At 44.0% G+C, this 25,310-nt stretch carries 18 protein-coding genes; 16 read left to right on the forward strand and 2 right to left on the reverse strand.

Annotated features, from left to right (window positions below):
- Positions 1 to 32: 32 nt before the first annotated feature.
- From I4V84_RS13055 to I4V84_RS13065, 3 genes are all read left to right on the forward strand, one after another.
- A complete protein-coding gene (locus tag I4V84_RS13055; protein ID WP_195992443.1) occupies positions 33 to 2,195 on the forward strand; it encodes an alpha-galactosidase in 2,163 nt (720 codons plus the stop codon).
- A gap of 193 nt (positions 2,196 to 2,388) precedes the next feature.
- Positions 2,389 to 3,822, forward strand: a complete 1,434-nt coding sequence (locus tag I4V84_RS13060; protein ID WP_195992444.1) for a hypothetical protein — start codon at positions 2,389 to 2,391, stop codon at positions 3,820 to 3,822.
- Positions 3,823 to 3,921: 99 nt separating this feature from the next.
- Positions 3,922 to 4,941, forward strand: a complete 1,020-nt coding sequence (locus tag I4V84_RS13065) for a U32 family peptidase (protein WP_195992445.1) — start codon at positions 3,922 to 3,924, stop codon at positions 4,939 to 4,941.
- 131 nt (positions 4,942 to 5,072) lie between these two features.
- On the opposite strand, the gene I4V84_RS13070 is transcribed toward I4V84_RS13065, so the two are convergent.
- Positions 5,073 to 6,863 (reverse strand): flavin reductase, encoded by a 1,791-nt coding sequence (locus tag I4V84_RS13070; RefSeq protein WP_195992446.1) that lies wholly within the window; start codon positions 6,861 to 6,863, stop codon positions 5,073 to 5,075.
- A 272-nt stretch (positions 6,864 to 7,135) separates the two neighbouring features.
- Here I4V84_RS13070 and I4V84_RS13075 point away from each other — a divergent pair, with 272 nt between their 5' ends.
- From I4V84_RS13075 to I4V84_RS13110, 8 genes are all read left to right on the forward strand, one after another.
- Entirely contained in the window at positions 7,136 to 7,723 is a 588-nt protein-coding gene (locus I4V84_RS13075) for a Crp/Fnr family transcriptional regulator (RefSeq protein WP_243284100.1), read from the forward strand.
- Positions 7,724 to 7,892: 169 nt separating this feature from the next.
- Positions 7,893 to 8,783, forward strand: coding sequence for a ribokinase (locus I4V84_RS13080; protein WP_187565813.1), 891 nt, complete (start codon positions 7,893 to 7,895; stop codon positions 8,781 to 8,783).
- A 428-nt stretch (positions 8,784 to 9,211) separates the two neighbouring features.
- Positions 9,212 to 10,195 (forward strand): D-ribose ABC transporter substrate-binding protein, encoded by a 984-nt coding sequence (locus I4V84_RS13085; RefSeq protein ID WP_118582021.1) that lies wholly within the window; start codon positions 9,212 to 9,214, stop codon positions 10,193 to 10,195.
- A 173-nt stretch (positions 10,196 to 10,368) separates the two neighbouring features.
- A complete protein-coding gene (locus I4V84_RS13090) occupies positions 10,369 to 10,956 on the forward strand; it encodes a DUF2291 family protein (RefSeq protein WP_195992447.1) in 588 nt (195 codons plus the stop codon).
- 14 nt (positions 10,957 to 10,970) lie between these two features.
- Complete coding sequence (locus I4V84_RS13095; RefSeq protein WP_148463203.1) at positions 10,971 to 12,509, forward strand: sugar ABC transporter ATP-binding protein; 1,539 nt, start codon at positions 10,971 to 10,973, stop codon at positions 12,507 to 12,509.
- Between the two features lie 19 nt (positions 12,510 to 12,528).
- Positions 12,529 to 13,575, forward strand: coding sequence for an ABC transporter permease (locus I4V84_RS13100; RefSeq protein ID WP_118582012.1), 1,047 nt, complete (start codon positions 12,529 to 12,531; stop codon positions 13,573 to 13,575).
- Positions 13,576 to 13,702: 127 nt separating this feature from the next.
- Positions 13,703 to 14,104 (forward strand): D-ribose pyranase, encoded by a 402-nt coding sequence (rbsD, locus tag I4V84_RS13105; protein WP_173716076.1) that lies wholly within the window; start codon positions 13,703 to 13,705, stop codon positions 14,102 to 14,104.
- 103 nt (positions 14,105 to 14,207) lie between these two features.
- Positions 14,208 to 15,206 (forward strand): LacI family DNA-binding transcriptional regulator, encoded by a 999-nt coding sequence (locus I4V84_RS13110; RefSeq protein WP_195992449.1) that lies wholly within the window; start codon positions 14,208 to 14,210, stop codon positions 15,204 to 15,206.
- Positions 15,207 to 15,435: 229 nt separating this feature from the next.
- On the opposite strand, the gene thrH is transcribed toward I4V84_RS13110, so the two are convergent.
- Positions 15,436 to 16,041, reverse strand: coding sequence for a bifunctional phosphoserine phosphatase/homoserine phosphotransferase ThrH (gene thrH / locus I4V84_RS13115; protein ID WP_173769776.1), 606 nt, complete (start codon positions 16,039 to 16,041; stop codon positions 15,436 to 15,438).
- Between the two features lie 530 nt (positions 16,042 to 16,571).
- Here thrH and I4V84_RS13120 point away from each other — a divergent pair.
- The 5 genes from I4V84_RS13120 (at position 16,572) to I4V84_RS13140 (ending at position 25,229) form a co-directional block, all read left to right on the forward strand.
- Positions 16,572 to 18,254, forward strand: a complete 1,683-nt coding sequence (locus I4V84_RS13120; RefSeq protein WP_195982948.1) for a phospho-sugar mutase — start codon at positions 16,572 to 16,574, stop codon at positions 18,252 to 18,254.
- 186 nt (positions 18,255 to 18,440) lie between these two features.
- Positions 18,441 to 18,650 (forward strand): hypothetical protein, encoded by a 210-nt coding sequence (locus I4V84_RS13125; RefSeq protein WP_118581997.1) that lies wholly within the window; start codon positions 18,441 to 18,443, stop codon positions 18,648 to 18,650.
- Between the two features lie 516 nt (positions 18,651 to 19,166).
- Positions 19,167 to 20,669: a DUF4186 family protein gene (locus I4V84_RS20685; protein WP_195992451.1), complete on the forward strand. Its 1,503-nt coding sequence runs from the start codon at positions 19,167 to 19,169 to the stop codon at positions 20,667 to 20,669.
- Between the two features lie 100 nt (positions 20,670 to 20,769).
- Positions 20,770 to 21,921, forward strand: coding sequence for an exonuclease SbcCD subunit D (locus tag I4V84_RS13135; RefSeq protein ID WP_195983224.1), 1,152 nt, complete (start codon positions 20,770 to 20,772; stop codon positions 21,919 to 21,921).
- Positions 21,918 to 25,229: an AAA family ATPase gene (locus I4V84_RS13140; RefSeq protein ID WP_195992453.1), complete on the forward strand. Its 3,312-nt coding sequence runs from the start codon at positions 21,918 to 21,920 to the stop codon at positions 25,227 to 25,229. Before I4V84_RS13135 ends, I4V84_RS13140 begins: the two co-directional genes overlap by 4 nt.
- Positions 25,230 to 25,310: the final 81 nt, after the last annotated feature.

Here is a 25,310-nt window from a genome sequence, read left to right on the forward strand (position 1 = left end):
TTAATACATCATAAAAAAAGGAGGCCCCACTCATGGCAATCACCTTCAACGAAACAACCCGGATCTTTACCCTCACCACTGCCCACACTACCTATCAGATGCAGGCGGATGCTCAAGGGTACCTTTTGCACCTGTATTATGGTGCCAGAACTGCAGGAGAAATGGACTATCTTCTGAATTATGGAGACCGTGGCTTTTCTGGAAATCCGAATTCAGCAGGCAGCGACAGAACCTATTCTCTGGATGCATTGCCACAGGAATATCCATCACTTGGCACAGGAGATTTCCGAAATTATGCGTTAAATATAGAGAATGCAGATGGTTCCCAGTGCTGCAATCTGGTTTACATAACACATGAAATTGCGGCTGGAAAATACACTCTGAAAGGTCTTCCATTCGTCCGTGCAGAAGAAAATGAAGCGGAAACTTTGAAGATTATACTGGAAGATCCTGTTACAAAAGTAGAGCTTCATCTGCTCTACGGAGTACTGGAAAAAGAAGATATTATCACCAGAAGTGTGATAATTAAGAATGCTGGAAAAGCCCCTGTAACAGTAAAAAAAGCCCAGTCTGCATGCCTGGATTTCCTTCACGGAGACTATGATCTGATCAAATTTTATGGCAGACATGCTATGGAAAGAAACATGGAAAGAATGCCGGTTTCCCATGAAAGCACCCGAATTGGCAGCCGCCGTGGAACCTCCAGCCACCAGTATAATCCAGGGGTAATCCTTGCAGGAAAAAACACAAATGAAGACAGCGGAAGCTGCTACGGAATGCTGTTTGTATACAGTGGAAACTTCCTTGTAGAAGCAGAAAAGGACCAGTATGATCAGACCAGAATCCAGATGGGTCTGACTGATGAACTGTTTGCATATTCCCTGGAAGCCGGAGCTGAATTTACCGCGCCAGAGGTTATTTTATCCTACACAAACAAAGGTCTTTCCAGGCTTTCCCAGCAGTACCATCACTGCATTATGAATCATATCTGCCAGGGAAAATACGTCCATGCAAATCGTCCTGTCCTGATCAACAGCTGGGAAGCCGCATATTTTGATTTCACCGGAGACACCATCGTAGAGCTTGCAAAGGAGGCAAAAGCGCTTGGAATCGATATGGTGGTTATGGATGATGGATGGTTCGGAAAGCGAAATGACGACAATTCTTCTCTCGGCGACTGGTATGTGAACGAGGAAAAATTAGGCGGAACTCTGACGAAATTAATCGAAAGAGTAAACGCAGAAGGCGTGAAATTCGGTATCTGGATTGAGCCTGAAATGGTCAGTGAGGACAGTGATCTTTACAGGGAACATCCGGACTGGGCAATCACAATTCCAGGCCGCAAGCCTGTCCGTTCCAGAAACCAGCTGGTCCTTGATTTTTCCAGAAAAGAAGTACGTGATGAGATATTTAAACGCATCTGCGCAGTTCTGGATCAGGGAAATGTGGAGTACATTAAATGGGATATGAACCGCAGCCTGGCAGATATTTATGCACCAAACGTGACTTATGATTATGTTCTTGGGGTGTACGATTTCCTGGAAAAACTTACGAACCGTTATCCGGATATTCTTATTGAAGGCTGCAGCGGAGGCGGCGGAAGATTTGATGCCGGAATGCTGTATTATACCCCTCAGATCTGGTGCAGTGACAACACAGATGCTATTAACCGTACACGGATTCAATATGGAACTTCCTTCTTTTATCCGGTAGCAGCAATGGGTTCACATGTGTCAGCAGTGCCAAACCATCAGACCGGAAGAGTGACCAGTATGCATACAAGAGGCGTTGCAGCTATGTCTGGAACCTTTGGCTATGAACTGAATCCCGCACTTTTAAATGCAAAGGAAAAAGCAGAAATCCGTGCCCAGCTTGCCCAATACAGGGAGTATCAGGAATTGATCCGTGAAGGAGATTATTACCGTCTTTCCAATCCTTTCCAGGATAATTTTGCGGCCTGGATGGTGGTATCAGATGACAGATCCAAGGCACTGGTAAGTGTGATAAGACTTACAGCAGAAGCCAATCCGCCGGCAGCATACGTTACCTTAAAAGGAATGGAAGAGGATGCTTTTTATCGGGAAAAAACTACCGGAAAAGTATATCCGGGAGCTGCACTTATGGAGGCTGGAATACTGCTTCCTGCTGCGGTGAGCGAATATGAAGCATACCAGATAGCACTGGAGCGTGTTTGAAAAATCATTCCCGCAATCTGCACCCCCCACTTTGCGGTATATTTTACCCGAACCTTTTCATAGTCGTTAAGTTAATTTTACCATTCTTTTGTGAAGAAAAAAGGAGAAAAGGTTTATAAACTGGAAAGATTGTTTTTTTATATATTCTGAGATATACTTGCAGTATTCGTAGACGGAACAGGGTGTGATTGCAATGGTTTCAATGATTCCTTTCGGGCTTCTTGCCGGGGTTGTGGGGGGACGGGAGGTTCGGATTACAGAGATTGATGAGAGTGGATTTTGTTTTCGGACAATAGAAGAAAATATCTCTGATTCAGAAGCTTTGAAGGTGTGCTTTTATGACATAAAGAATGGGCGTTATCGTGAATTGGAGATTCCAGAATACGATATACAAAGGTTTGATATGGTGGACGCAGAACTCTCCGGATTTTATGTGAAATATAAGGTGACGGTGAAGCAGAAAGCGTATGCGGAGGCGGTTCAGAGGCTTCTTTATCAGTATAATCACTACATTCATCTGAAGCTGGAAGAGGACGACAGCGCGTTGGCGAAAAGCCTGACAGGGTATCCGGGGGAACTGGATGAGGTCAAGCGTGGCAGTCTGGAAGAGCAGGTGGGAATATGGCGGAGAGAGCTTACGCCAGATGGATTGGAGTCCGCTTATAATGGGAAACGTATAGATTTAACTGATAATTGTTCTCAGTACGGAACTGGCTTTAAGCCTGGGTATAAGTGCCAGGTACCGCTTGAATCAGGTGTTACGGAGCTGGCGCTGGAGATAGATCGCCCGGAATTGTATCAGGAATATTTGAATAGTTCCCTGACAGAATTTTCCAAAAAGTATGCCGGAAAATGTATCGGTATCTGCGGCAGCATTATTCTGGAACATAGAGTACCGGATCACCTTTATATTGGAAATCAGTTCTGTCATCTTCTGTTTCCGGAACGTAAATTGTTGTTTGAAATAATAGAAAAAGCAGCGGCAGAACAGGTGAAAATCACACTTGTTTTTTCTTATATCCGGGAATATATGCTGGATTATATAACAGAATTGCTTGATGAAATTAACTGGTGGTGTGAAGAAAAAGGGCAGGCTGTAGAGATTGTTGTAAATGACTGGGGAATGGCCTCTTTAGTAAAAAAAGGCAGAAGGAATCTGATTCCCAGCCTTGGAATTTTGTTAAATAAACGCAGAAAAGACCCTCGGATTTCGTTCAAAAAAGGAGAACAGAAATGGTTTGAGAGGAACAGCCTGAATGCTGGATTTTACCGTGATTTTCTGGAAAGAGAATATGGAATCCAACGCTTTGAATGGGAATCCTGCGGTTACGAACAGCAGATTCCACCTGGAAAAAACAGCTTGCATATTCCGTTCTATCAGACCAATACATCACAGTATTGTCCTCTTGGTGCAGTATGTGAAACAGGCGAGAGAGGACGACAAAAGCTTGCAAAAAAATGCCCGGGATATTGTACGGAATATGCACTTTTGTATCCGGAACATTTGCATATGATAGGGCGGTATAATTCGTTGTTTGGGATTGATATGAGGATATTGAAAGAGGAAGAAATACTGAAGAATTATATCCAAAACGGTGTGGACCGGGTTGTAATAAGAGCATGGTAATGCCACCGGCAGGTGACATACCCGTGTTGAGGCAGATGCGATATTTTATTCAGGATGAAGTACATGGCTGCTCAAGGCTGGAATTTATGGAGATAAGTGATGAAAATAGTAGCAGGATTAGGCTCGATAGATGAATATATAAAGTTCGCGGAGGCTGGTGCAGATGAATTTTTCTGTGGTTATGTTCCTTATTCTTGGTCCAAAAAATACGGAACGGTATTGCCCCTGAACCGCAGGGAAGTACTTTGTTATAACGTACAGCTTGGCGCATTCAGTGAGCTGGAAATCCTGTCTGGGATGATGAAAAAGTACGAAAAACCAGTCCATCTTACATTCAATTCCCTGTATTATATCCCGGAACAATATCCGGAAATTGCCGGGATCATAAGCCAGTGTATGAAAATTGGTTTTCACAGTTATATTATTGCAGAACCGGCGTTGATAGTATATTTACGTGAAAATGGTATAAACTGCGAAATCCATCTCAGTGGAGAATGTGGAGAAATTAACAGCCAGATGGTGGCTTCATTGGGAAAACTGGGATTGAAACGTGTGATTTTTCACAGGAAAAATACATTCGAAGATATGAAAGCGGTTGTTGATAAATGTGGAAAAAAGGATGGGACAGAAGGAATCCCGGAATTTGAGGCTTTTGTATTGAATGAAATGTGCCAGTTTACAGGTGCATTTTGTAATTCTTTGCATTGCGATGAGATGGGGTATCTTTGTAAAGTGCCCTATCAGATCGGAACCTTAAAAACAGGGAATGCCGGTTCTGAAATCTTCAATCAGAAAATAAACGGAGGGCATTTGCTGCCAGACGGCTTTGTTCCTGATGATTTTCACAGTTTACATGATTTTTCCTATGATTCTGCGGGTTATCTTTGCGGTGAAACTGGCTGTGGTCTATGTGCACTTTATCAGTTAAAGCAAGCCGGAATTACGCACTTGAAGCTGGTTGGCCGTGGAAATTATACGGATTACATGGAAAAAGATATTCGAAATCTTCGAATGGCGTTGAATATATTGAGAGAATCCGTTGACGAAATGGAATTCCGGCGAAAATTGAAATTGCAGATTTTTCCCAGAGGGTGCAGCAGGAATTGCTATTACCGGTAATCAGGCAGCGCAGGCTCCGGAGTGTGTCTGAAAAATCATTCCCACAAATTGTGGTGCACATCTTGCAGAAAGCCTTTTTCAGACACGCTCTGGATTCTGTGCTGCCTTGAAAAATTTATCTGGTTGTTTTTTTATCCGATGGGCTCGAAATCTGCAGCTCCATGTTTGCACAGCGGGCAGATGAAGTCATCCGGGAGCTCGTCACCTTCGTAGATGTAGCCGCATACTTTGCAGACGAAGCCTTTTTTGCCATCGGTTTCTGGCTTCGGTTTTACATTTTTCTGATAGTAGGTGTAAGTCATGGTGTCAAGATCGTTCATGACGCGGGCTTCGGTGACGCTGCAGATGAACATTCCATGGGTACCAAGGTCTACATATTGTTCAACCTTCAGAGACATAAATGCATTAATATATTTGTCCAGGAATACCAGTCCATTATCGGAACGGTAGACCTTCTGACCTGCAAATTTATCTACGCTGCGTCCGGTCTGGAAACCAAACTGCTGGAATACAGAGAACGGTGCATCTACAGACAGGCAGTTTACGTTGAGAACTCCAGTCTGTTTGATCACATGGTGGGAGTAATTTGCCTTATTGATATTTACCGCAATACGGTTTGGAGTATCAGTGAGCTGGGTCACAGTGTTGACGATCAGTCCGTTGTCTTTTTTGCCGTCATTGGAGGTAACTACATAAAGACCGTATCCGATTCTGAAAAGGGCTGTCATGTCATTTTTGTTTGCCAGCTCATCATTCTGGGCAATGTATTCTTTGCAGAGCTCGCTTGCCATAGCTTCCAGCTGATCCTTGTTTTCCTGGTTTACTGCGGAAAGCACTTTTACAGTAGTGTCCAGCCAGTTGATCTTCTTGCAGCCAGAAAGCATTTCTTTCATAACTTTTGCTGCCAGAGGTGCCCAGGAACCATTTTCGATAATACCCACTGTGCGGTTCTGGAAGTTGTGCTCGGTCAGACGGGTGATATAGTCGTGCATGAACGGATAAATACTTGCATTATAGGTTGTGGTAGCAAGAACCAGCTTACTGTAGCGGAATGCGTCGGACAGAGCCTGTGACATGTCATCTCTTGCAAGATCATATACAACAACTTTGGGACATCCCTTGCTGCGAAGCTTGTCAGCCAGCAGCTCTACAGCCGCTTTTGTATGACCGTATACAGATGTGTAGGCAATGACAATTCCTTCTGTCTCTGGTGTGTAAGAGGACCATGTATCGTAAAGACCAATGTAATGTCCAAGGTTTTCTGTAAGAACAGGTCCGTGAAGAGGGCAAATGATCTGGATATCCAGGCCTGCGGCAACTTTCAGTAATTTCTGAACCTGTGGTCCGTATTTTCCAACGATGCCAATAAAGTATCTGCGAGCTTCATCGTCCCAATCTTCTTCTACATCCAGTGCGCCGAATTTTCCGAAGCCATCTGCGGAGAAAAGTACTTTATCGGTGCTGTCATAGGTTACCATAACTTCTGGCCAGTGCACCATGGGAGCGAAAACAAAGGTCAGGTTGTGGTTTCCAAGGTTGAGGGTGCCGCCATTTGTAACCTCCAGCTTCTGTCCTTCCAGGTCGAGACCGAAGAAGTTCTGGATCATAGTGAAGGTTTTTGCGTTGGCTACGATGGTGGTTTCCGGATAAACCTTCAGGAAGTTTGCCACATTTGCTGCGTGGTCCGGCTCCATGTGCTGTACGATCAGGTAGTCCGGCTTGCGACCTTCCAGAATGCGGTCCAGATTATCCAGCCATTCGTGAGTGAAATTTGCATCTACAGTATCCATGACTGCGATTTTTTCATCCAGGATCACATAGGAATTATATGTCATACCGTTCGGTACTTTGTACTGACCTTCGAAAAGATCAATCTGATGGTCGTTTACGCCTGCGTAGCGGATGGTGTCTGTAATTTTCATAGAGGTTCGTCTCCTTTTTATGAGATATTGTTATTGATGTAATTGTTTGTGATTTTTGAGGGAACTATGTATTTTTTACTGCTTTGTTATTTCTTTAACATGGCTTTAGTATAACCAAATTTTGAAATAAAGTCTGTTGCAAATACAACAAAATGGTGTAAGATATAAGAAATTATTTTTTGAACATGTTCTGGATAAATTGATAGAAAGGGATTGTAGAAATGACACCAGTGACACTTTTTTCATACATAACTCCTGAAGAACAGGAACGTATGCGCATCTGTTTCGATATGCATGAAGCAGTCTATCGGAATAATGAGACTGTGATGGAATATTCCAGTTCCATGAAAAAAATAGGTTTGATCCTGGAAGGTCAGGCAGTTCTTTATTGCATTGATGAAGATGGAAATCAATATATGATAGATAACCTGAAAAAGGATAGTGTTTTCGGCGAACCATTCCTTTTACCTGAAGAATCCCAGCACTATTATGTCTGTGCAAAATCCGAAACAAGAGTGCTGTTTATCGCCTATGAGCATGTGATTAAACGCTGCGAAAATGCCTGTAAATTCCATAGCCAGCTGGTAAGCAACCTGCTTCAGATGATTGCCCTGCGCGCCAGCCAGCAGGCCAGTCGGATTTATGTGCTGTCAAGAAACAGCATCCGAAAGAAGATCATGACCTATTTAAATTCCATTGCCGCAGAAAAACAGACGAAAACTGTTATTTTGCCCATGTCCTACACCACTCTTGCCGAATACCTTAGTGTAGACCGCAGTGCCATGATGCGGGAGCTGAAGAACTTGGCAGACGAGGGGATTATAGAACGGGATGGGAAGAAATTGCGGATTTTGGATTGAAAATAGAGTGGATATATATTTTTTTATCAGTAAACGGTAACATTCTGATGGAAAATATAGTTGACGAGAAGAAGCTTGTACAACATAATAATAGAAGTATAGATGCTGTCATCTGAAAAGGTTTGTGGGTGGCGGCATGAGGGAGAACAAACAAATTGGAGGTTTTTACATGAAAGTACTAAATTACGGTTCATTAAACGTAGACTACGTGTATTCCGTAGATCACATCATTGTAGGCGGTGAAACCCAGCATTCTTCCAAGCTGGAAGTTTTCAGCGGGGGAAAAGGCTTGAACCAGTCTATTGCACTGGCGAAGGCTGGGGTGCCGGTTTATCATGCGGGAATCGTGGGAACAGATGGAGATATTCTGTTGGATGCTTGTAAGGAAGCTGGTGTAAACACCAAATATATCCGCAGACTTCCGGTAAAGGGTGGTCATACCATGATCCAGGTGGACAAAAATGCCCAGAACTGCATCATTTTATACGGTGGAACCAACCAGATGCAGACAAAGGAATTTGTAGATGAGGTTCTTGCTGATTTTGGAGAGGGAGACTATCTGATCCTGCAGAATGAGATTAATATGCTGGACTACATTATTGACCAGGCTTATGAGAAAAAGATGAAGATTGTTATGAATCCGTCACCTTTTGATGACAAGCTGAGCACCTGTGATCTCAGTAAGGTTTATCTGTTTCTCGTAAACGAAATTGAAGGTGAACAGATCACTGGCTGCAAGGATAAAGATCAGATCCTGGATGCCATGGCTGCGAAATTTCCTAATGCACGTTTCGTGCTTACACTTGGAAGTGACGGCGCTGTTTATTACGATGGAAAAGAAAAAGTTTTCCAGGATATTTTCAAGGTAAAAGCTGTGGATACCACAGCAGCTGGTGATACATTTACAGGATATTTCATTGCAGCAGTCATCGAGGGCAGATCCATCCAGGAGGCGCTGAGAATGGCTGCAAAGGCCTCCTCCATTGCTGTTTCAAGACCAGGCGCTACACCGTCCATTCCGAGAGCGGATGAAGTGAAGAAAGATCTGGGAATGTTGTAGATTTCAAATTACATAAGCGTGTATCTGTGTGTGGCAGTCACCAAAGTCCATGTTTGCATGAGACCTTGGTGACTGCCTTATTTTTGCAGAGAACAGGTCTTATTCACCAGAGCTGTTGCCTGGCTCTGGATAGTCTTGGCAACCGTCTCCATAACGCGCAAAATTTATATTATGTTTTACATACTGCTTATAAATGTTTATATAAACGTTTACATAAATGCACTAATGGATGGTTGGGAATACATAGATTTTATAGTAAAAACTTACTAAAATCACAATAAAAACCTTGTGCATTCATACAAAATAGCACATAAAACTAAAAAGATTATTGAAATATTTATGCAAATGTTTATAATCAAATTATCAACAGTTCGGAGAGAAAACCGAACAAAAACAGATCTTAATTATATTTCAAGGAGGACGTATTTATGAAAGCAAGAAAAGCAATGGCATTGGCTATGACAGCAGCGATGGTTGGAGGTTTAATGACAGTTCCGGTAATGGCTGAAGAGAATGCAGAATTACTTCCAGGCGGCGGAAGCAAGATCATTTACTGTATCACACCTTCCACATCTAACCCATTCTTCAACACAGAGCAGGTAATTGCGAAAGAAAAAGCTGAAGAACTTGGCTACGAAGTAAAATGTGCTTCCCACGATGACGACGCTGCTACACAGCTTGAGCTTTTCGAAGCAGCTATCAACGATGGCGCAGCAGCAATCATTTGCGATAACGCTGGTGCAGATGCTTCCATCGAAGCAGTTCAGAAAGCATATGACGCTGGAATCCCGACTTTCCTTATCGACCGTGAGATCAACCAGTCCGGACTTGCAGTAGCACAGATCGTTGCAGATAACGCACAGGGTGCAGCAGCAATCGCAGAAGTATGGGTTGAGGCTATGAACTACGAAGGCAAATACGCAGAGCTCCTTGGACTTGAATCCGATACAAACTGCCAGGTTCGTTCTGATAACTACCATTCTGTAATTGATGAGTATGAGGATCTTGAGATGGTAGCTCAGCAGTCCGCTAACTGGGATCAGACAGAAGCTTATGAGAAGACAGAAGCAATCCTTCAGTCCAATCCAGAGATCACCGGTATTATCTGCGGTAATGACACAATGGCATGTGGTGCTGTTCAGGCTTGCCTGGATGCAGGACGTAACGACATTAAGATCATCGGTCTTGACGGATCTGACGAAGCAAACGCTTACATCAAATCTGGTGACATGGTTGGTACCGCTCTTCAGCAGATCGCTCTGATCACTGAGATGGCAGTTGAGCAGGCAGACGCTTACCTTAACGGTACAGCTCCGGAAGAAGAGAAACAGCTTGTTCCTTGTGTAGCAATCACAGCTGACAACACAGATTGCCTGAACGCATTTGTTTACACAGAACCAGAAGCTAAATAATCTGGCTGCCAGGAAACAGATTTTTATAAAAAATGAACGAGTGTTTGAAAAATTATTCGCACAATCTGCATGCCCCGCTTTGTGGTATATTTTGCAGAAAGTCTTTTTAAACACGCTTTGGAAGGCGGTGCGCCAGCGCCGCCTTTTATAATAGAAAGCAGGGAGAGATGATTATGAAAAGCAGAAGAATTTTGGCAGTTCTGGCCGCATGTATAGCAGTAACCTTTACCGGCTGTGGTGTTGTAACTGTAGTACCCATTGGCGAAGAAGCTTCTTATACAGGAAAACAGGAATTTGATTCCGCAGCAGAGTCCCAGGGTGACTGGGGAGCCGTTGTAGCGGACATTTCCGACAAGGCACAGGATCTTTCTGAATTATTAAATGGTGATGGCATTACAGAAACAATTGCAGTAAAAGGCACAGGAAAAATCAAAGAATACAATACAGACACCCCGAAACATTATCTGATAGTAGAACTGGATGGATATACCGGAACTACAGAGGTTCAGGTCCGGACAGATGGACCGAACTCCAGTACCGCCATCCGTGACCTTCAGTCTCTGAAGAATTTTGAAAGCTTTACCAACCAGACGGAATGGTCAAGCTATGGAAAAGAACTGAACAAGCAGGCGCTTGCACAGGTAATTGACCCACTTGGAATCGACGAAAATGTAGTTGGCAAGACTGTTACATTTACAGGCGGCGCAGAAGCCGGTACAGATGCAGTATCTGTTACAGCAGTTGAGCTGACGATTGAATAAAAGGAGGAAGCATTATGTTTGATGATCCGAATGTTGTTCTCCATTGTGAAAAAATTGATAAAATTTATCCCGGAACCAAAGCTCTGGATCAGGTTTCCTTCGATCTTCTGAAAGGAAAGGTAAACGTTCTGATCGGTGAGAACGGTGCCGGAAAATCCACCCTGATGAAGATGATCGCCGGAATCGAGCAGCCTTCAGCAGGTAAGATGTACATGGACGGCCAGGAGGTTTACTTCAAGGATACCAATGCAGCCCGTGCAAAAGGTATCGGAATCATCCACCAGGAGCTTTCTCTTTTCCCGAATATGACAGTTTACCAGAATATTTTTATGGGACATGAGAAAAAGAAAGGCTTTTTCCTGGATGACAAGGCCCATTCAGAGGGTGCGAAAAAAATCCTGCAGCGTCTGGAACATGAAATTCCACCGGAAACCATGGTCGGAGACCTTCGTGTAGGACAGCAGCAGATGGTGGAAATTGCACGAAACCTGAACCAGGATGACTTACGTGTTCTGATCATGGATGAGCCTACGTCCTCTCTTTCTGCAGCAGAGGTTAAGGTACTTTTTAAGATTATGAGAGAGCTTCTGGAAGCCGGAATTTCCATCGTATATATTTCCCATCGTCTGGAAGAAATCATGGAGATTGGCGATCACGTTACCATTCTTCGTGATGGAAAATACGTTGCAGATGCTGATGTAAAGGACATTGAGCTCAGCTGGATCGTAGAGAATATGGTTGGAAAGAACACCCAGTATCACCGTTTTGAGAGAAGCATTGACCTTTCCAAACAGCCGAAGGTGCTGGAAATTAAGGATATGTGCCTTCCGAAAAAAGGCGGCGGCTGGACTCTTGACCACGTAAGCCTGGATCTGAAAAAGGGCGAGGTCCTTGGTGTTTACGGACTTCTGGGAGCTGGACGAAGCGAGCTGTTTGAGTGTCTGATGGGACTTCATCCGGAGCACACCGGTGATGTACTCTATGAGGGCAAAAAGCTAAATATCAAAGATGTTGCCGCCCAGATCAAAAACGGTTTTGCTCTTGTACCTGAGGATCGTCAGAGCCAGGGTCTGATCCAGACTCTTGATATTGGCAAGAATACCGCTATTTCTTCTATGAAAGATTATGTAAAAGGTCTGTTCCTTGACGAGAAAGCAGAGAATGCGGCAGTTGACGAGCAGATCAAGGATATCCATATTAAAGTGGCGGACAAGAGACTTCCAATCCTGTCACTGTCCGGTGGAAACCAGCAGAAGGTTGTAATCGGCAAAGGACTTTTGACCAAGCCGAAGATCTTACTTCTGGATGAGCCTTCCCGTGGTATTGATATCGGTGCGAAGACTGAGGTCTTTGAGATCATTCACGACCTTGCGGAAAAAGGACTTTCCATTATCGTTATCTCATCTGAGCTGAAAGAGATCATGGCAATCGCAGACAGGATCGTTGTATTGTCAAATGGCAAAAAGACCGGCGAGCTGACCGGAGATGAGATCACAGAAGACACACTTGTACGTACATCTTATGCCGGACTTGGAACCGGAAGAAATGCGTAAGCCGGGGAGGAGCAGAACAATGAATAACAAAAAATCAAATAATAATCAGTTGTTAATGACACTGTTAAAAGGACGTACCTTTATTGTACTGGTACTCCTGGTCATCTTTTTTACCATTGTAAAAGGAACCACATTCCTGTCAGCATCTACACTGACCATGGTTGCCAAGCACGTAGCCCTGTATGGAATCCTTGCACTTGGTATGACCTTCGTAATCATTACCGGCGGTATTGACCTTTCCGTTGGTTCTGTAGTCGGACTTGTTGGTATGCTTGCCGGTGGTATGATCCAGGAAGGTATTACACTGAAATTTGCAGGTGTAACCCTTTACTTCAGCGTTCCGGTAATCATTATTACCATGCTGGTTGTTGGATGCATCATCGGTGCAGTTAACGGTCTTATTGTAACAAAATTAGGTGTAGCACCATTTATCGCTACCCTTGGTACCATGTATATCTGCCGTGGTTTTGCAAACCTTCGTTCCAACGGTGCAACATTCTCTGATATCAAGGGCTATGACGGACTTGGCAACACAGGCTTCAAGATCCTTGGAAGCAATATTGCCGGCATTCCTACCGGTGTTTATATTTTCGCAGTGCTTGCAATTATTTCCGTTATCATCCTGAAGAAGCTTCCATTTGGATGGTATGTACTTGCAGTCGGCGGCAACGAGAAATCTGCCCGTCTTTCCGGTATCAAAGCAGACAAGATCAAAATTATCGTTTACATGATCTCCGGCTTCTGTGCAGCATGGGTTGGTATGATCAATACCGCACAGCTTTCCGCAGCACATCCTGCATCTGGCGATGGCTGGGAAATGAACGCCATCGCAGCTACCGTACTTGGCGGTACTTCCATGAGCGGTGGTTCCGGAACCATTATCGGAACTGTAGTCGGTGCATTTGTTATCGGTGTTATCAATGATGGTATGACAATGTGTGGTGTATCCGAGTTCTGGCAGAAGGTTATCCGTGGTCTGGTTATCATCCTTGCAGTTGTAATTGACCAGACACAGAGAAATCTTCAGGCGAAGATGGCACTTCAGGCAAGAAACGAGAATAAATAATCGAAGCGTGTTACTGGTCACGGAGTGAACAGTAACCAAAACCTTTCTTAATGTTAAAATAATTTGAAAAGTTGAAAAAAATCCGAAAAAGATTTATAGTAATAATCAGAGATGCAGGAGGAATAGCATGAAAAAATCAGGGATTTTAAATGCCCAGCTGATCCGTTGTATCGCAGAGCTGGGACATAAAGATCTGTTTATGATCGGTGATGCAGGAATGCCCATTCCAAAGGGCGTGGAGATTGTAGACCTGGTTGTATGCGGAGGGGTTCCCACCTTTAAACAGGTGATGGATGCAGTGCTGGCGGAGACAGAAGTGGAAGCCTACACCATTGCAAATGAGATTGAGGAAAAAAATCCGGAGCTTCTTGCATATATTCAGCAGAGCCTTCCTGAGGCAGAGGAGAGCAGAATTGACCACGTAGATCTGAAAAAGATGTCTGCACAGTGCAAATTTGCAATCCGTACAGGTGAGTTTACACCTTATCCGAACATAATTTTAAGAGCGGGAGTTGCGTTCCCGGCATAAAATGATCAGAGAAGACGCTGCGAATAACAGGTGATAGCTTGTTTTTGCAGCGTCTTTTTTCACAGATGTATGGCATTATTTTACCGACAGAGGAGGAACTAAAATGAAAGTGAGTGTGAGAAAAATCAGTGAGATCACAGGATTTTCTCCGGCAACTGTTTCAAATGCACTAAACTACAAAAAAGGCGTGAATGCTGAGACATCTGCGAAGATTTTTAAAGTGGCGCAGGATCTTGGGTATTTTGAGGAAAATCATATCCGTAAAATAAAATTTGTCATGTTTAAGCGGGATGGTGCTGTGGTTGAGGATTCTCCCTTTTTTATCCAGCTGATTTCCGGGGTGGAACAGGAATGCCGCGCCTGTGGAATGGAAATGCAGATGTGCAATCTGGACAAAAGAGATCCTGGATATCAGGAACAGGCGAAGTGGATCATGAATGACAAGGCGTCGGCCGTGATCCTTCTGGGAACAGAGATGGTAGATGCGGACATTGACCTGATCCGCGGAATGACCTGTCCGTTTATTGTGATTGATTACTGGAAAGAGGATATGAGCTTTGATGCCATGCTGATCAATAATGCAGATTCTGCGCGTATGGCTACAGAGTATCTCATTGCCAATGGGCATAAAGAGATTGGTTATCTGCGGGGAGATTTCAGAATCAAACCTTTCCGGTCTCGTTTTGCAGGATATCAGACAGCACTGCAAAAGGCGGGACTTCCCCTGAGTAAGGACTATATTTTTACAATGGCAACTACCATCGACGGTGCTTACGAGAATATGAAACGGTTTTTGTCTGAGAAGGTGAAGCTGCCTACAGCTTTCTTCGCAGACAACGATATGATCGCGCTGGGGGCTATGAAGGCTATGGCAGAGTTTGGAATCCGGATTCCGGAGGACATATCTATTGTGGGATTTGACGACCTTACTTTTTCCTCAATTTCTTATCCGCCTCTGACCACACTCCGGGTGCCGAAGCAGGAGATGGGAAGAGCCGTTGTAAGGCGGTTGCGGAATATTCTGAAAGATAATGACGGGATTAAGATCAAGATGCAGATGTGTACGCAGTTTATTGAGAGGGAAAGCGTGAAGAAGATATAAGAGGTACACAGTTGGGCAACTGATATTCCACGCAGGTCGGTGCAACGCTCCGGTGAACTAACGGTCAACTCTGGCTAAGACGTTCGGGAAAGCCCTCACGCCTAAGTCTATGCAGGTTGTGGATTTTACCTACGCTAAGAGCGCACCTAAAATGACATGCTTAGGAATAGCAGTTGCCCAACTGCTGTGTATTGGCGGAAACTGGATGGAATCCAAGTTTTACTTTACATTAATTTTTAATTGCCTTCATAATTGCGTCATACAGCTCGTCATATGTTTCATAAGCCGGAATCTCCGGATATTCAGCCTTGATCGCATCCGTGCTCTTGAACAGGAATCCTGCTTTACTTGCCTGGATCATGCCAAGGTCGTTGTGGCTGTCACCGCTGGCAATGGTGTCGTAGCCAATGGACTGCAGGGCTTTCACAGTGGTGTATTTGGACTTTTCGCAGCGCATTTTGAAATCAGTAATTTCGCCATTTTCGCCCACTACCAGTGTGTTGCAGAAGATGGTAGGATAGCCCAGCTTTTTCATAAGAGGACCTGCGAACTGGGAAAAAGTGTCACTGAGGATGATAACCTGGGTCTGTGCTCTTAATTTGTCCAGAAATTCCCTGGCGCCTGGAAGCGGGTCGATCTTGGCGATAGTCTCCTGGATTTCTTTCAGGCCAAGACCATGCTCTTTCAGAATGTTCAGGCGGTATTTCATTAATTTATCGTAATCAGGCTCGTCTCTTGTGGTTCGTTTCAGCTCCGGAATGCCGGTCTCTTCGGCAAATGCGATCCAGATCTCCGGGACAAGCACACCTTCTAAGTCTAGGCAGACAATTTCCATAATCTCCTCCGTTCTGCAGCTGTAAAGATTGCTGCAATTGAATTTTATAGTGTTTTTCAAATCTCAATGTCAGATAAAGGGAAAGCGGTTAGGATGGTTGCTTTCACACATTATCTTATTATAGCGTAAAAAAGCCGGGAACGCTATACCTAAATTGATAATGTGAGAATGGAATGTTCCCTGTAGTTACTGTTCACTCCGTGACCAGTAACTCGCTTCGCGATGCACAGAAAAACGAACCTTCTTGTGACAAGCACAAGAAGTAGCGTTTGCTGCGCAAACTTAATTCTCGGGTTTTCTGTGAACTTTGTTCACAAAAAACACCTCGCGGAATGTTACCAGTGAACAGTAACTCCCTGTGAACTGCGGCTGAAATGTATAATTGTCGGAAATTAGTGGAAAACAGAGAAAAAATGTCTGGTAGAAATTTGTCGCTTATATTGCCGTTCCGTGAAAAATGTGGTATATTATTAATATCTGTAGTAATATTAGACAAAATAAACAGAATAATAATGGCAGGAGTGGTTAAAATGTATAACGAAGAGTACAAGCGCTGGATGGCAGCGGATCTCGAGGATGCAGATCTGAAACCAGAATTATCTAAGATTGAAGGAAACGACGAAGAAATTAAAGATCGTTTTGCAGTAGCTCTGAAATTTGGTACAGCAGGACTTCGTGGAGTTCTTGGAGCAGGTACCAACCGTATGAATATCTATGTAGTGCGTCAGGCTACACAGGGTCTTGCTAACTGGGTGAAGACTCAGGGCGGCACTCAGACCGTTGCAATCAGCTACGACAGCCGTCTGAAGAGTGATATATTTGCGAAAACAGCAGCAGGAGTTCTGGCTGCCAATGACATTAAGGTCAGAATTTATGATGCATTAATGCCTGTACCGGCCCTTTCCTTTGCGACACGCTACTATGAGTGCAACGCGGGTATTATGGTTACCGCATCTCATAACCCTGCTAAATATAATGGATACAAGGCTTACGGCCCGGATGGCTGCCAGATGACAGATGATGCTGCGGCTATCGTTTATGATGAGATCCAGAAGACAGACGTTCTGACTGGTGCGAAATATATGTCCTTTGCAGAGGGCGTTGAGGAAGGTCTGATCCGCTTTGTTGGTGACGACTGCAAACGTGCTCTTTACGATGCAATCGAGTCACGCCAGGTTCGTCCGGGTCTTTGCAAGACAGCAGGACTGAAGCTGGTTTACAGCCCGCTGAATGGTTCCGGACTTGTGCCGGTAACCCAGATCCTGAAAGATATCGGAATCACAGATGTAACAATTGTTCCGGAACAGGAATACCCGAACGGCTATTTTACCACATGCAGCTACCCGAATCCGGAGATTTTCGCAGCTCTGGAGCAAGGACTGAAGCTTGCCAAGGAGACAGGAGCAGATCTTATGCTTGCTACTGACCCGGATGCAGACCGTGTTGGTATTGCCATGAAATGCCCGGACGGTTCCTATGAGCTGGTAAGTGGTAATGAAGTGGGAGTTCTTCTTCTTGACTATATTGCAGCTGGCCGTATCGAGAAAGGCACAATGCCGAAGAACCCGGTTGCAGTGAAATCTATCGTTTCCACACCTCTTGCAGACGCAGTTGCAGAGCACTACGGTGTAGAGCTTAGAAGCGTACTTACCGGATTTAAGTGGATCGGTGACCAGATCGCACAGCTTGAGGCTGCTGGTGAAGTGGACCGTTTCATTTTCGGATTTGAAGAGAGCTACGGATACCTTGCAGGACCGTATGTACGTGATAAGGATGCCATTATCGGATCCATGCTGATCTGCGAGATGGCTGCATACTACAGAAGCATTGGAAGCTCCTTGAAGCAGAGACTTGAGGAGATTTACGCACAGTATGGCCGCTACCTGAACAAGGTTGACAGCTTTGAATTCCCGGGACTCAGCGGAATGGACACTATGGCAGGAATCATGCAGAAATTCCGTGACAACCCGCCGGCAGACATTGCAGGCTACAAGGTAGTGAAGGTTACCGATTATAAGAAGCCTGAGGAGACCGGTCTTCCAGCAGCAAATGTTCTCATTTACAAACTGGAGAATAACGAGACAGTAGTTGTTCGTCCATCCGGAACAGAGCCGAAGATTAAGATTTATTACACTACACTGGGTAAAGATCTTGCAGAGGCAGAAGCTGAGAAAGAGAAGCTGGCTAAGGCATTGGAGCCGATGATGGCTTAAGGCTTAAGCGAAGTATATAATCGTATAGTGAATAATCGCCCCTTGCGGAATGATTCTGCAGGGGGCTTTTTGCGCTGTTTGTAAATTTTTTCTTTATTTGAAGTGAAAATCCCCATTAAGTCGTTGATTACAGTAAAGGGCAGACCATATTGTATAATGCTTGAAAAGAAAACGAGGTGACAATTTATGCTGACGCTGTTATTTATCATTTTAATGTTTGGTATATTTGGCAAAATGATCGGACTTGCCTTCCGCGCAACCTGGGGAATTACGAAAATCTTTTTTCGTCTGATATTCCTTCCCCTTGTCCTGATCGGATTAGTTCTGGGAGGTCTGATCTACATAGCACTTCCCCTTCTTGTGATAGTTGGGATTATCATGCTGGTATTGATGTAATATATTGATAGAATAAAAAATAGATGAAAATACAATCGAAAATATGTTCACTTTGCCAGATGACAAAAAGCGACAGATATGGTAGTATAGATACATCAACGAAAGAGAAATACGAAAAACACTTAAGAAATCTGAAATACGAAAGAAAGCAATAAAGCACAAAAGAATCTGAAAATACAAAAGAACTTAGAAGTACGAAAGTTCTGTGCTTCACCAAAGATTTGTAAATTACTAAAGATTCATAAGCCGCTAAAGATCAACCAAAATACCTAAGATCAATAAGAAAACGAAAGATTTTCGAAACACATCCGATAAAATTATAACAAGACACATCAGAAAAAATGGCTGGGAACTAGTTTCCCAGCCATAAATCATAACAATATCTAACCGATTCCCATTTATAATGACATCTACTCAGAGTAAGTTAAATTGGAAACTTATAGCCCTTTTACTTGAAATAATGTATACTGAAAGAATATGAAGACAAAAACGAAATAAAAATATCGGGAATATATAATGAATACACAAGATGCAATAGAACTTCTGGGGATTGCCCCAGAAGATGATGAAAGGGAAATTAAGCGAAAATATCATAAAATGATCAGCCGTTTTCATCCGGACTCATTGAATGAAGTAGGGGAAGCCCATATTCAGCGCGCACAGGAGATAAATGAAGCGTATCGGATACTGAGCCAGAGCGATAGCCGGGAAATGCAGAACGTATATGGAACGGAAGTTTATGGAACAGAGGCTCATGGCGCAGACAATCATAAATCTGGGAAGAGGGAACAGCATCAGGAATGGTCTGGTGAATGGAACGAGGCTGCTTTTATACCAAGGAATATTTATCTGCACTATAGTATGAATCTTTCTGAAGAAGAACGAAAGGAAGCCCAGGGGAAACTGTATTATCAGGCTGCCTGTGGAAAATATATGTGGGATCCGGAGGAAGAGGATTTCGCGCTTTTTCTTACCAGTATTCGTCATGCAGCCGCAGCCCTCCTTGAGAGAACGGAGAATGCCGTAAACGCAGAAGACTTATCTTCTGTACCAGATTTGAAAGAATACCGTTTCCGCATCCAGGCGAAGCTGTTTGAATATCTTTCTATGCAATATGTGAACCCATTGCTGGTTCTGGATTCCCTGATGAAACCAGAGAGCACAGATAGAAAAGGTCAGAGAATTTATCGGGTTAAAGCATTTCTGGCGGCAGAAGCCGCATCCCCGGAAGGCAGGCTTATAGCAAGTTTGCAGTCTGGCGAATATCTGTTTCCAAAAGCTTTCCATGGGAATCAGATTCAGCTTATGAATAAAGACAAACAGGTATTGGGGTATCTTCATATGGAAGAGGACCGGCTGTATTTTTGCATTATTCCTCTTCTGAAGAGGCATGCAGCGCAGGTGAAATTTCTGGTGCAGGAAGAAGGCGGTGGAACAAATGAAAAAAATGAAGGAATTAATAATACGACGAATAGTAGTAACTTCAGAAATAGCGGCAGAGGAATAAAGCGTGGAAACAATAAGCTGAAAGTTAATATAGATTTCTATTTTCGTTTAGAGGATGAGAACTATACGTATAATAGTTCAGAGCTTAATTTGAAAATTGCAGAAATATTGAATGGATATGAGAAGTATTTGCGAAAATATGATCCGGAACAGGACCAGTTTTGTGATCTGTTTGCCCGCCTGTCCCGCTCGAATTTTCGCAGTCGTTTTCATCTGAAGGATAAGGATATACAGTATATCCGGGAGAAAGGAATGGATACCATCCGCAGTCATGCCTCAGATTTTGTGCGAACACGTCTGGCTCCGGCTCAGATTCCCAATGATGGCAAACAGACTCCAATGCGCGGGCACCCTGTATTCCTGGCTCAGCATGCTACTGGCTGCTGCTGTCGGGGATGCTTGTATAAGTGGCATAGAATTCCAGCAGGAGTGCGGCTCACAGAAGAGCAGCAGGAATACATAGTAGATGTGTTGATGGCATGGATTGAGAGAGAATATAACAGAAATGCATAGGGCTATGAAGTTGGTTTTATATATACAATCGGTAATAGTAAGGTATATGAAATATATAGTTTAACTGGAATTTTGAGAAGATAAGAATGGGGAACGGTTTATGAGAATATTTCACTTATCAGATTTACACATTGGCTTGAAATTAATCAATCGTGATCTCAGAGAAGATCAGGAATATATACTGGATCAAATAATTCAGAAGGCCGCAGAGAAAGTGCCTGATGCGATCGTGATCGCAGGGGACATCTATGACAAAGCAGTTCCGTCTGCAGAAGCAGTGGAGGTGTTTGATCATTTTATCGGAAAGCTGCGAAATGCAGTTCCGGATTCTGTAATTATGATGATCAGTGGAAATCACGACAGTGCACCTCGTGTGAACTGTTTTCGGAGTGTGCTTGACCGTCAGAAAATTTATATGATCGGAATACCGCCTCAGACAGAAGAAGATCATATTGAGAAAGTGGTACTCCAGGATGAATATGGTCCGGTGAATTTTTATTTGCTTCCCTTTGTGAAGCCTTCCATGGTGAAGCTGATCACTGGCACAGACGAGAATGGAAATAATCTTTCTTACAATGATACGATTCACAGACTGATAGAACGTGAACAGGTCAACATAGACCAGAGAAACGTTCTGGTCAGCCATCAATTCTATCTGCCCATGGGGGAGAATGCAGAAGAAATTGAACGAATGGACTCTGAGATCCGGACAGTAGGAAATATTGACCAGGTGTCAGCCGATATTCTGCAGAAATTTGACTATGCGGCACTGGGACATATTCATAAGCCAATGAAAGCAGGCGGCGAGTTTTATCGCTATTGTGGAACGCCGCTGGCATGCTCTGTAAGTGAAGCAGGTCAGAATAAAGGAATTATAATGGTTGACATAAAACAAAAGGGCGAAATCACTACAGAAGTAATTCCACTGGAACCGCTGCGCCAGATAAAGGTGATTAAGGGAGATTTAGAGAGTGTTCTGGCACAGCGCTGTAAAGATTATGTGACAGTAATTCTTACGGATAAGGTGGATCTGGACGTAATTGATATGCAGGATCGTCTGCGCCTGGCTTTTCCAGGGCTTTTAGAGATACGCCGTGAGACTGTGCGGCAGGCTGATTATACCAGACATGCAGACAGTGAGCGTGAATTGAATCCATTTGAACTTTGCTGCCAGTTCCTCGGAAATGCAGATGCGGAAGAGCAGGAAATTCTTCAGGAGGTTATCAATATAGTACAGGAGGTGGCGAAATGAGACCTGTGAAACTTACCATGCAGGCGTTTGGTTCCTACGGAAAACTGACACAGATCGATTTTCAGGAGCCGAATCAGAATCTGTTTCTTGTGACCGGAGACACCGGAGCAGGAAAAACAACTATATTTGATGCCCTTGTATTTGCTCTTTACGGTGAAGCCAGCTCCAGTACAAACAAGAAAGATGGTGTTGTACTGCAAAGCCAGTATGCAGAGTTGAACGTTGAACCATTTGTAGAGCTTGTTTTTTCCGAAGGGACAGGAGAAAATAGCCTGCTGTATACTGTCCGCCGTGTTCCCAGACATCTGAAGCTTCTGACAAGAGGGGCGGGGAAAAATACAGGAAGTCGTGAAGTACCGGGGGCTGTCAGCCTGATCATGCCAGATGGTACCGAATATCCACAGAAGGAAGCTGACAGCAAGCTGGGGGAGATCCTCGGTCTTACCAAAAGCCAGTTTATGCAGGTTGCCATGATCGCTCAGGGAGAATTTATGGAGCTTCTTCGTGCAAAATCTGATGATAAGAAAGTCATCTTCCGGAAGCTGTTTAACACTGAATTATACCAGAATATTGTGGACGAGCTGATGAATCGCAAGCGTTCCCTGGAAAAAGAGATTGCCCAGATCAAAACTGCATGTCAGACTGAAGCTGCCCATGTGGTAATTCCCCAGGAATATGACCAGTGGCAGGAAATAGAAGGGCTAAAAAAGCAGGTTTTGAATGGGGAAATTGTAGTGATGGATTGCTTTCTGGATCATCTGGGCGAGTTATGCAGAACACTGGAGAAAAGTGTGAATTTTACCTCGAAAGAATTACAATCCGCATCAAAACTCCGCGACGAAAAAAGGGATATCTACAACAGTTCCATTCAGCTGACGAATTTATATGCGCAGCTGGAAAACGCTGAGGTTCAGCTTTCTGAATGTGGGAAAGTGGAAGCACAAATAGGGGAAAAGACCATTCTGTCAGAGAAAATTAAGAAAGCATACGAAATAAAAGGCGAATACGCACGCTGTCAGGATGCCTTGCGTAATATGCAGACATGTGAGAGTGCCTTAAAGGAGCAGCAGGAACGAGCTCCTTTATTAAAAGAACAGTCACAATCTGTCATTCAGACAGCGAAGGCGGTGAAAGAAACGGCAGAGAAGGAGCTTAAGGCGTACACCACTATTTATGAGCGCGTGAATAAAGAAGTGAAGCTCCTTAAGCAGATCAAGGAAGCAGAAAAAAGTGTAAAGACCAGCCAGCAAAATCTGACCGCAGCGCAGGCCGCAGACCGCAAAGCCAGAGAAGATCTGGAGAAAATGGAGAAGCAGGAAGCAGACTGGAGGGCTCAGTCAGAGAAGCTGACCGACACTAATGAGAAAATTGCTGTCTGGAAAGGGAAAAATCAGGAACTGGAAGTACTTGGCATTGAAGTACAAGAAACGGAAGATCTTCTTAAAGGTGTAGAAACACAGAAAAAACTGGCGAAGAAAGCACGAGAGACATACCAGAAGAATAGAACCAGATATGACGCAAAGAGTCAGGAATATGAGTCTATGCGGAGAATTTTTCTGGATGAGCAGGCTGGTTTTCTGGCGCGCGAGCTTCAGCCAGGGAAACCGTGTCCTGTATGCGGTGCAATAGAACATCCGAATCCATGCATAGCTTCTACCCTTCATAGAGATCTTACCCGTGAGCAATTGGAATTGGCAGAAAAAGAAGTTTCTGAGCTTCGAAACAGGCAGGAACAGTCTGCCGGTGAAGCAAGGTCAGCCGTGGATATAGTTGCAGAAAAAGAACGACTTTTGGAAGAGACAGGAAGGAAGCTGTGCACGCGTATTTTAAATGATCATGAGCAGTTTCCGGAAGCAGGAATGCTGGAAGTATTTGATTCTTTAGGAGACAATATAAAAAATTTCCAGGAGAGCAGAAATTCAGAAGTCTCTGGTGCAGCCCAGGATCAGATGGCGGATAACGAGTGTAATTGGAGTGTATTGCTGAAGCAGATACAGACACTTCTTGGAACCTGGAAAACTTTATTACAGGAAGAGGGTACAAGACTTAATACAGCCCAGAAAACATTGCGTAATCTTCAGGATGCTCTGGGACAGGTAGAAGAGCAGAAGAAATCTGGAAAAACTGCCGTAGAGGAATGCGGACAAAAGCTGACTGCGGCAGCAGCGTCAGCCAAGAGCGCAGAAGCTCTTCTGAAGCAGCTGAATGATTCCCGGGAATATCCATCAGAAGAGGCGGCTATGACAGAGTTTAATCAGGCAAAAGGAAAATGGAAAGCAGCAGAAGCTACTTCCAAGGAAGCTGAAAAGAAAGAAAAAGTGTCTTCTGAAGAGCTGGTTAACTGTACCAGCTTGATTAAACGATTTGAAGGGGAACTTCCAGATCACCAGAAGCTTTACCAGGAGCGGCAGGCCTTTTATCAGACTTTGATGAATGAGAAGAATATGACAGAGGCAGAATGGGCGGATATAGCAGAGAACTATACCCGTGAAACAGCGGAGATTTTGCAAAAAGAAGCAGATAGCTGGCAGCGAAAAAAACTAGCCGCACAGACCACTGCAGAAACAGCTGGAAAAGCCATAGATGGCAGGAGCAAGCCGGATATGGAAGCTGCCAAGTCCCAGATGGAGGAAGCTGAGAAAGTACGGCTTCTGACTCAGACGAAACTGGAACTTTATAAAGAACAGTATAAAGCTGATAAAGAGGCATATGATATTCTTAGCCCTCAGATGGAGAAGCGAGGTAAAATCATTGAAAAGCATACCAAGCTGGAAACTCTTTATAAGCTGTTGTCTGGAAATATGTCCGGAAACCGTATGGATCTTGAAACCTATGTGCAGAGATATTACCTGGAGAAGATTCTTTATGCGGCCAATCGCCGCTTTGCGAATATGTCTGCCGGACAGTTTGAACTTCGTATGGTAGACGAGGAGAATGCGGGGAAAGGAAAGAATCGTGGTCTGGATCTTATGGTATATTCTAATGTTACCGGCAAAGAGCGTGAAGTCCGTACCCTTTCCGGAGGAGAATCCTTTATGGCAGCCCTGGCATTGGCACTTGGAATGGCAGATCAGATCCAGGAGAGCTCTGCAGCGATACATCTTGATGTAATGTTTGTGGATGAAGGCTTCGGTTCCCTTGATGAGCATTCCAGAGAACAGGCGGTAAAGGTTCTTCAGGAACTGGCGGGAGGAAGCAAGCTGATTGGAATTATTTCTCATGTGACCGAGCTGAAGCAGGAGATTGAAGATCAGCTGATCGTCAGCAAAGACGAGAAGGGAAGTCATGTGAAGTGGCAGATAAGCTAGAATCTGTTTGAAAAATCATTCCCGCAATCTGTACGCTCCACTTTGCGGTATATTTTGCCCGAATTCAGTTGCCGTAGCTCG

Source organism: Ruminococcus sp. 1001713B170207_170306_F1, from assembly GCF_015668065.1.
Lineage (GTDB): Bacteria > Bacillota > Clostridia > Lachnospirales > Lachnospiraceae > Blautia_A > Blautia_A faecis.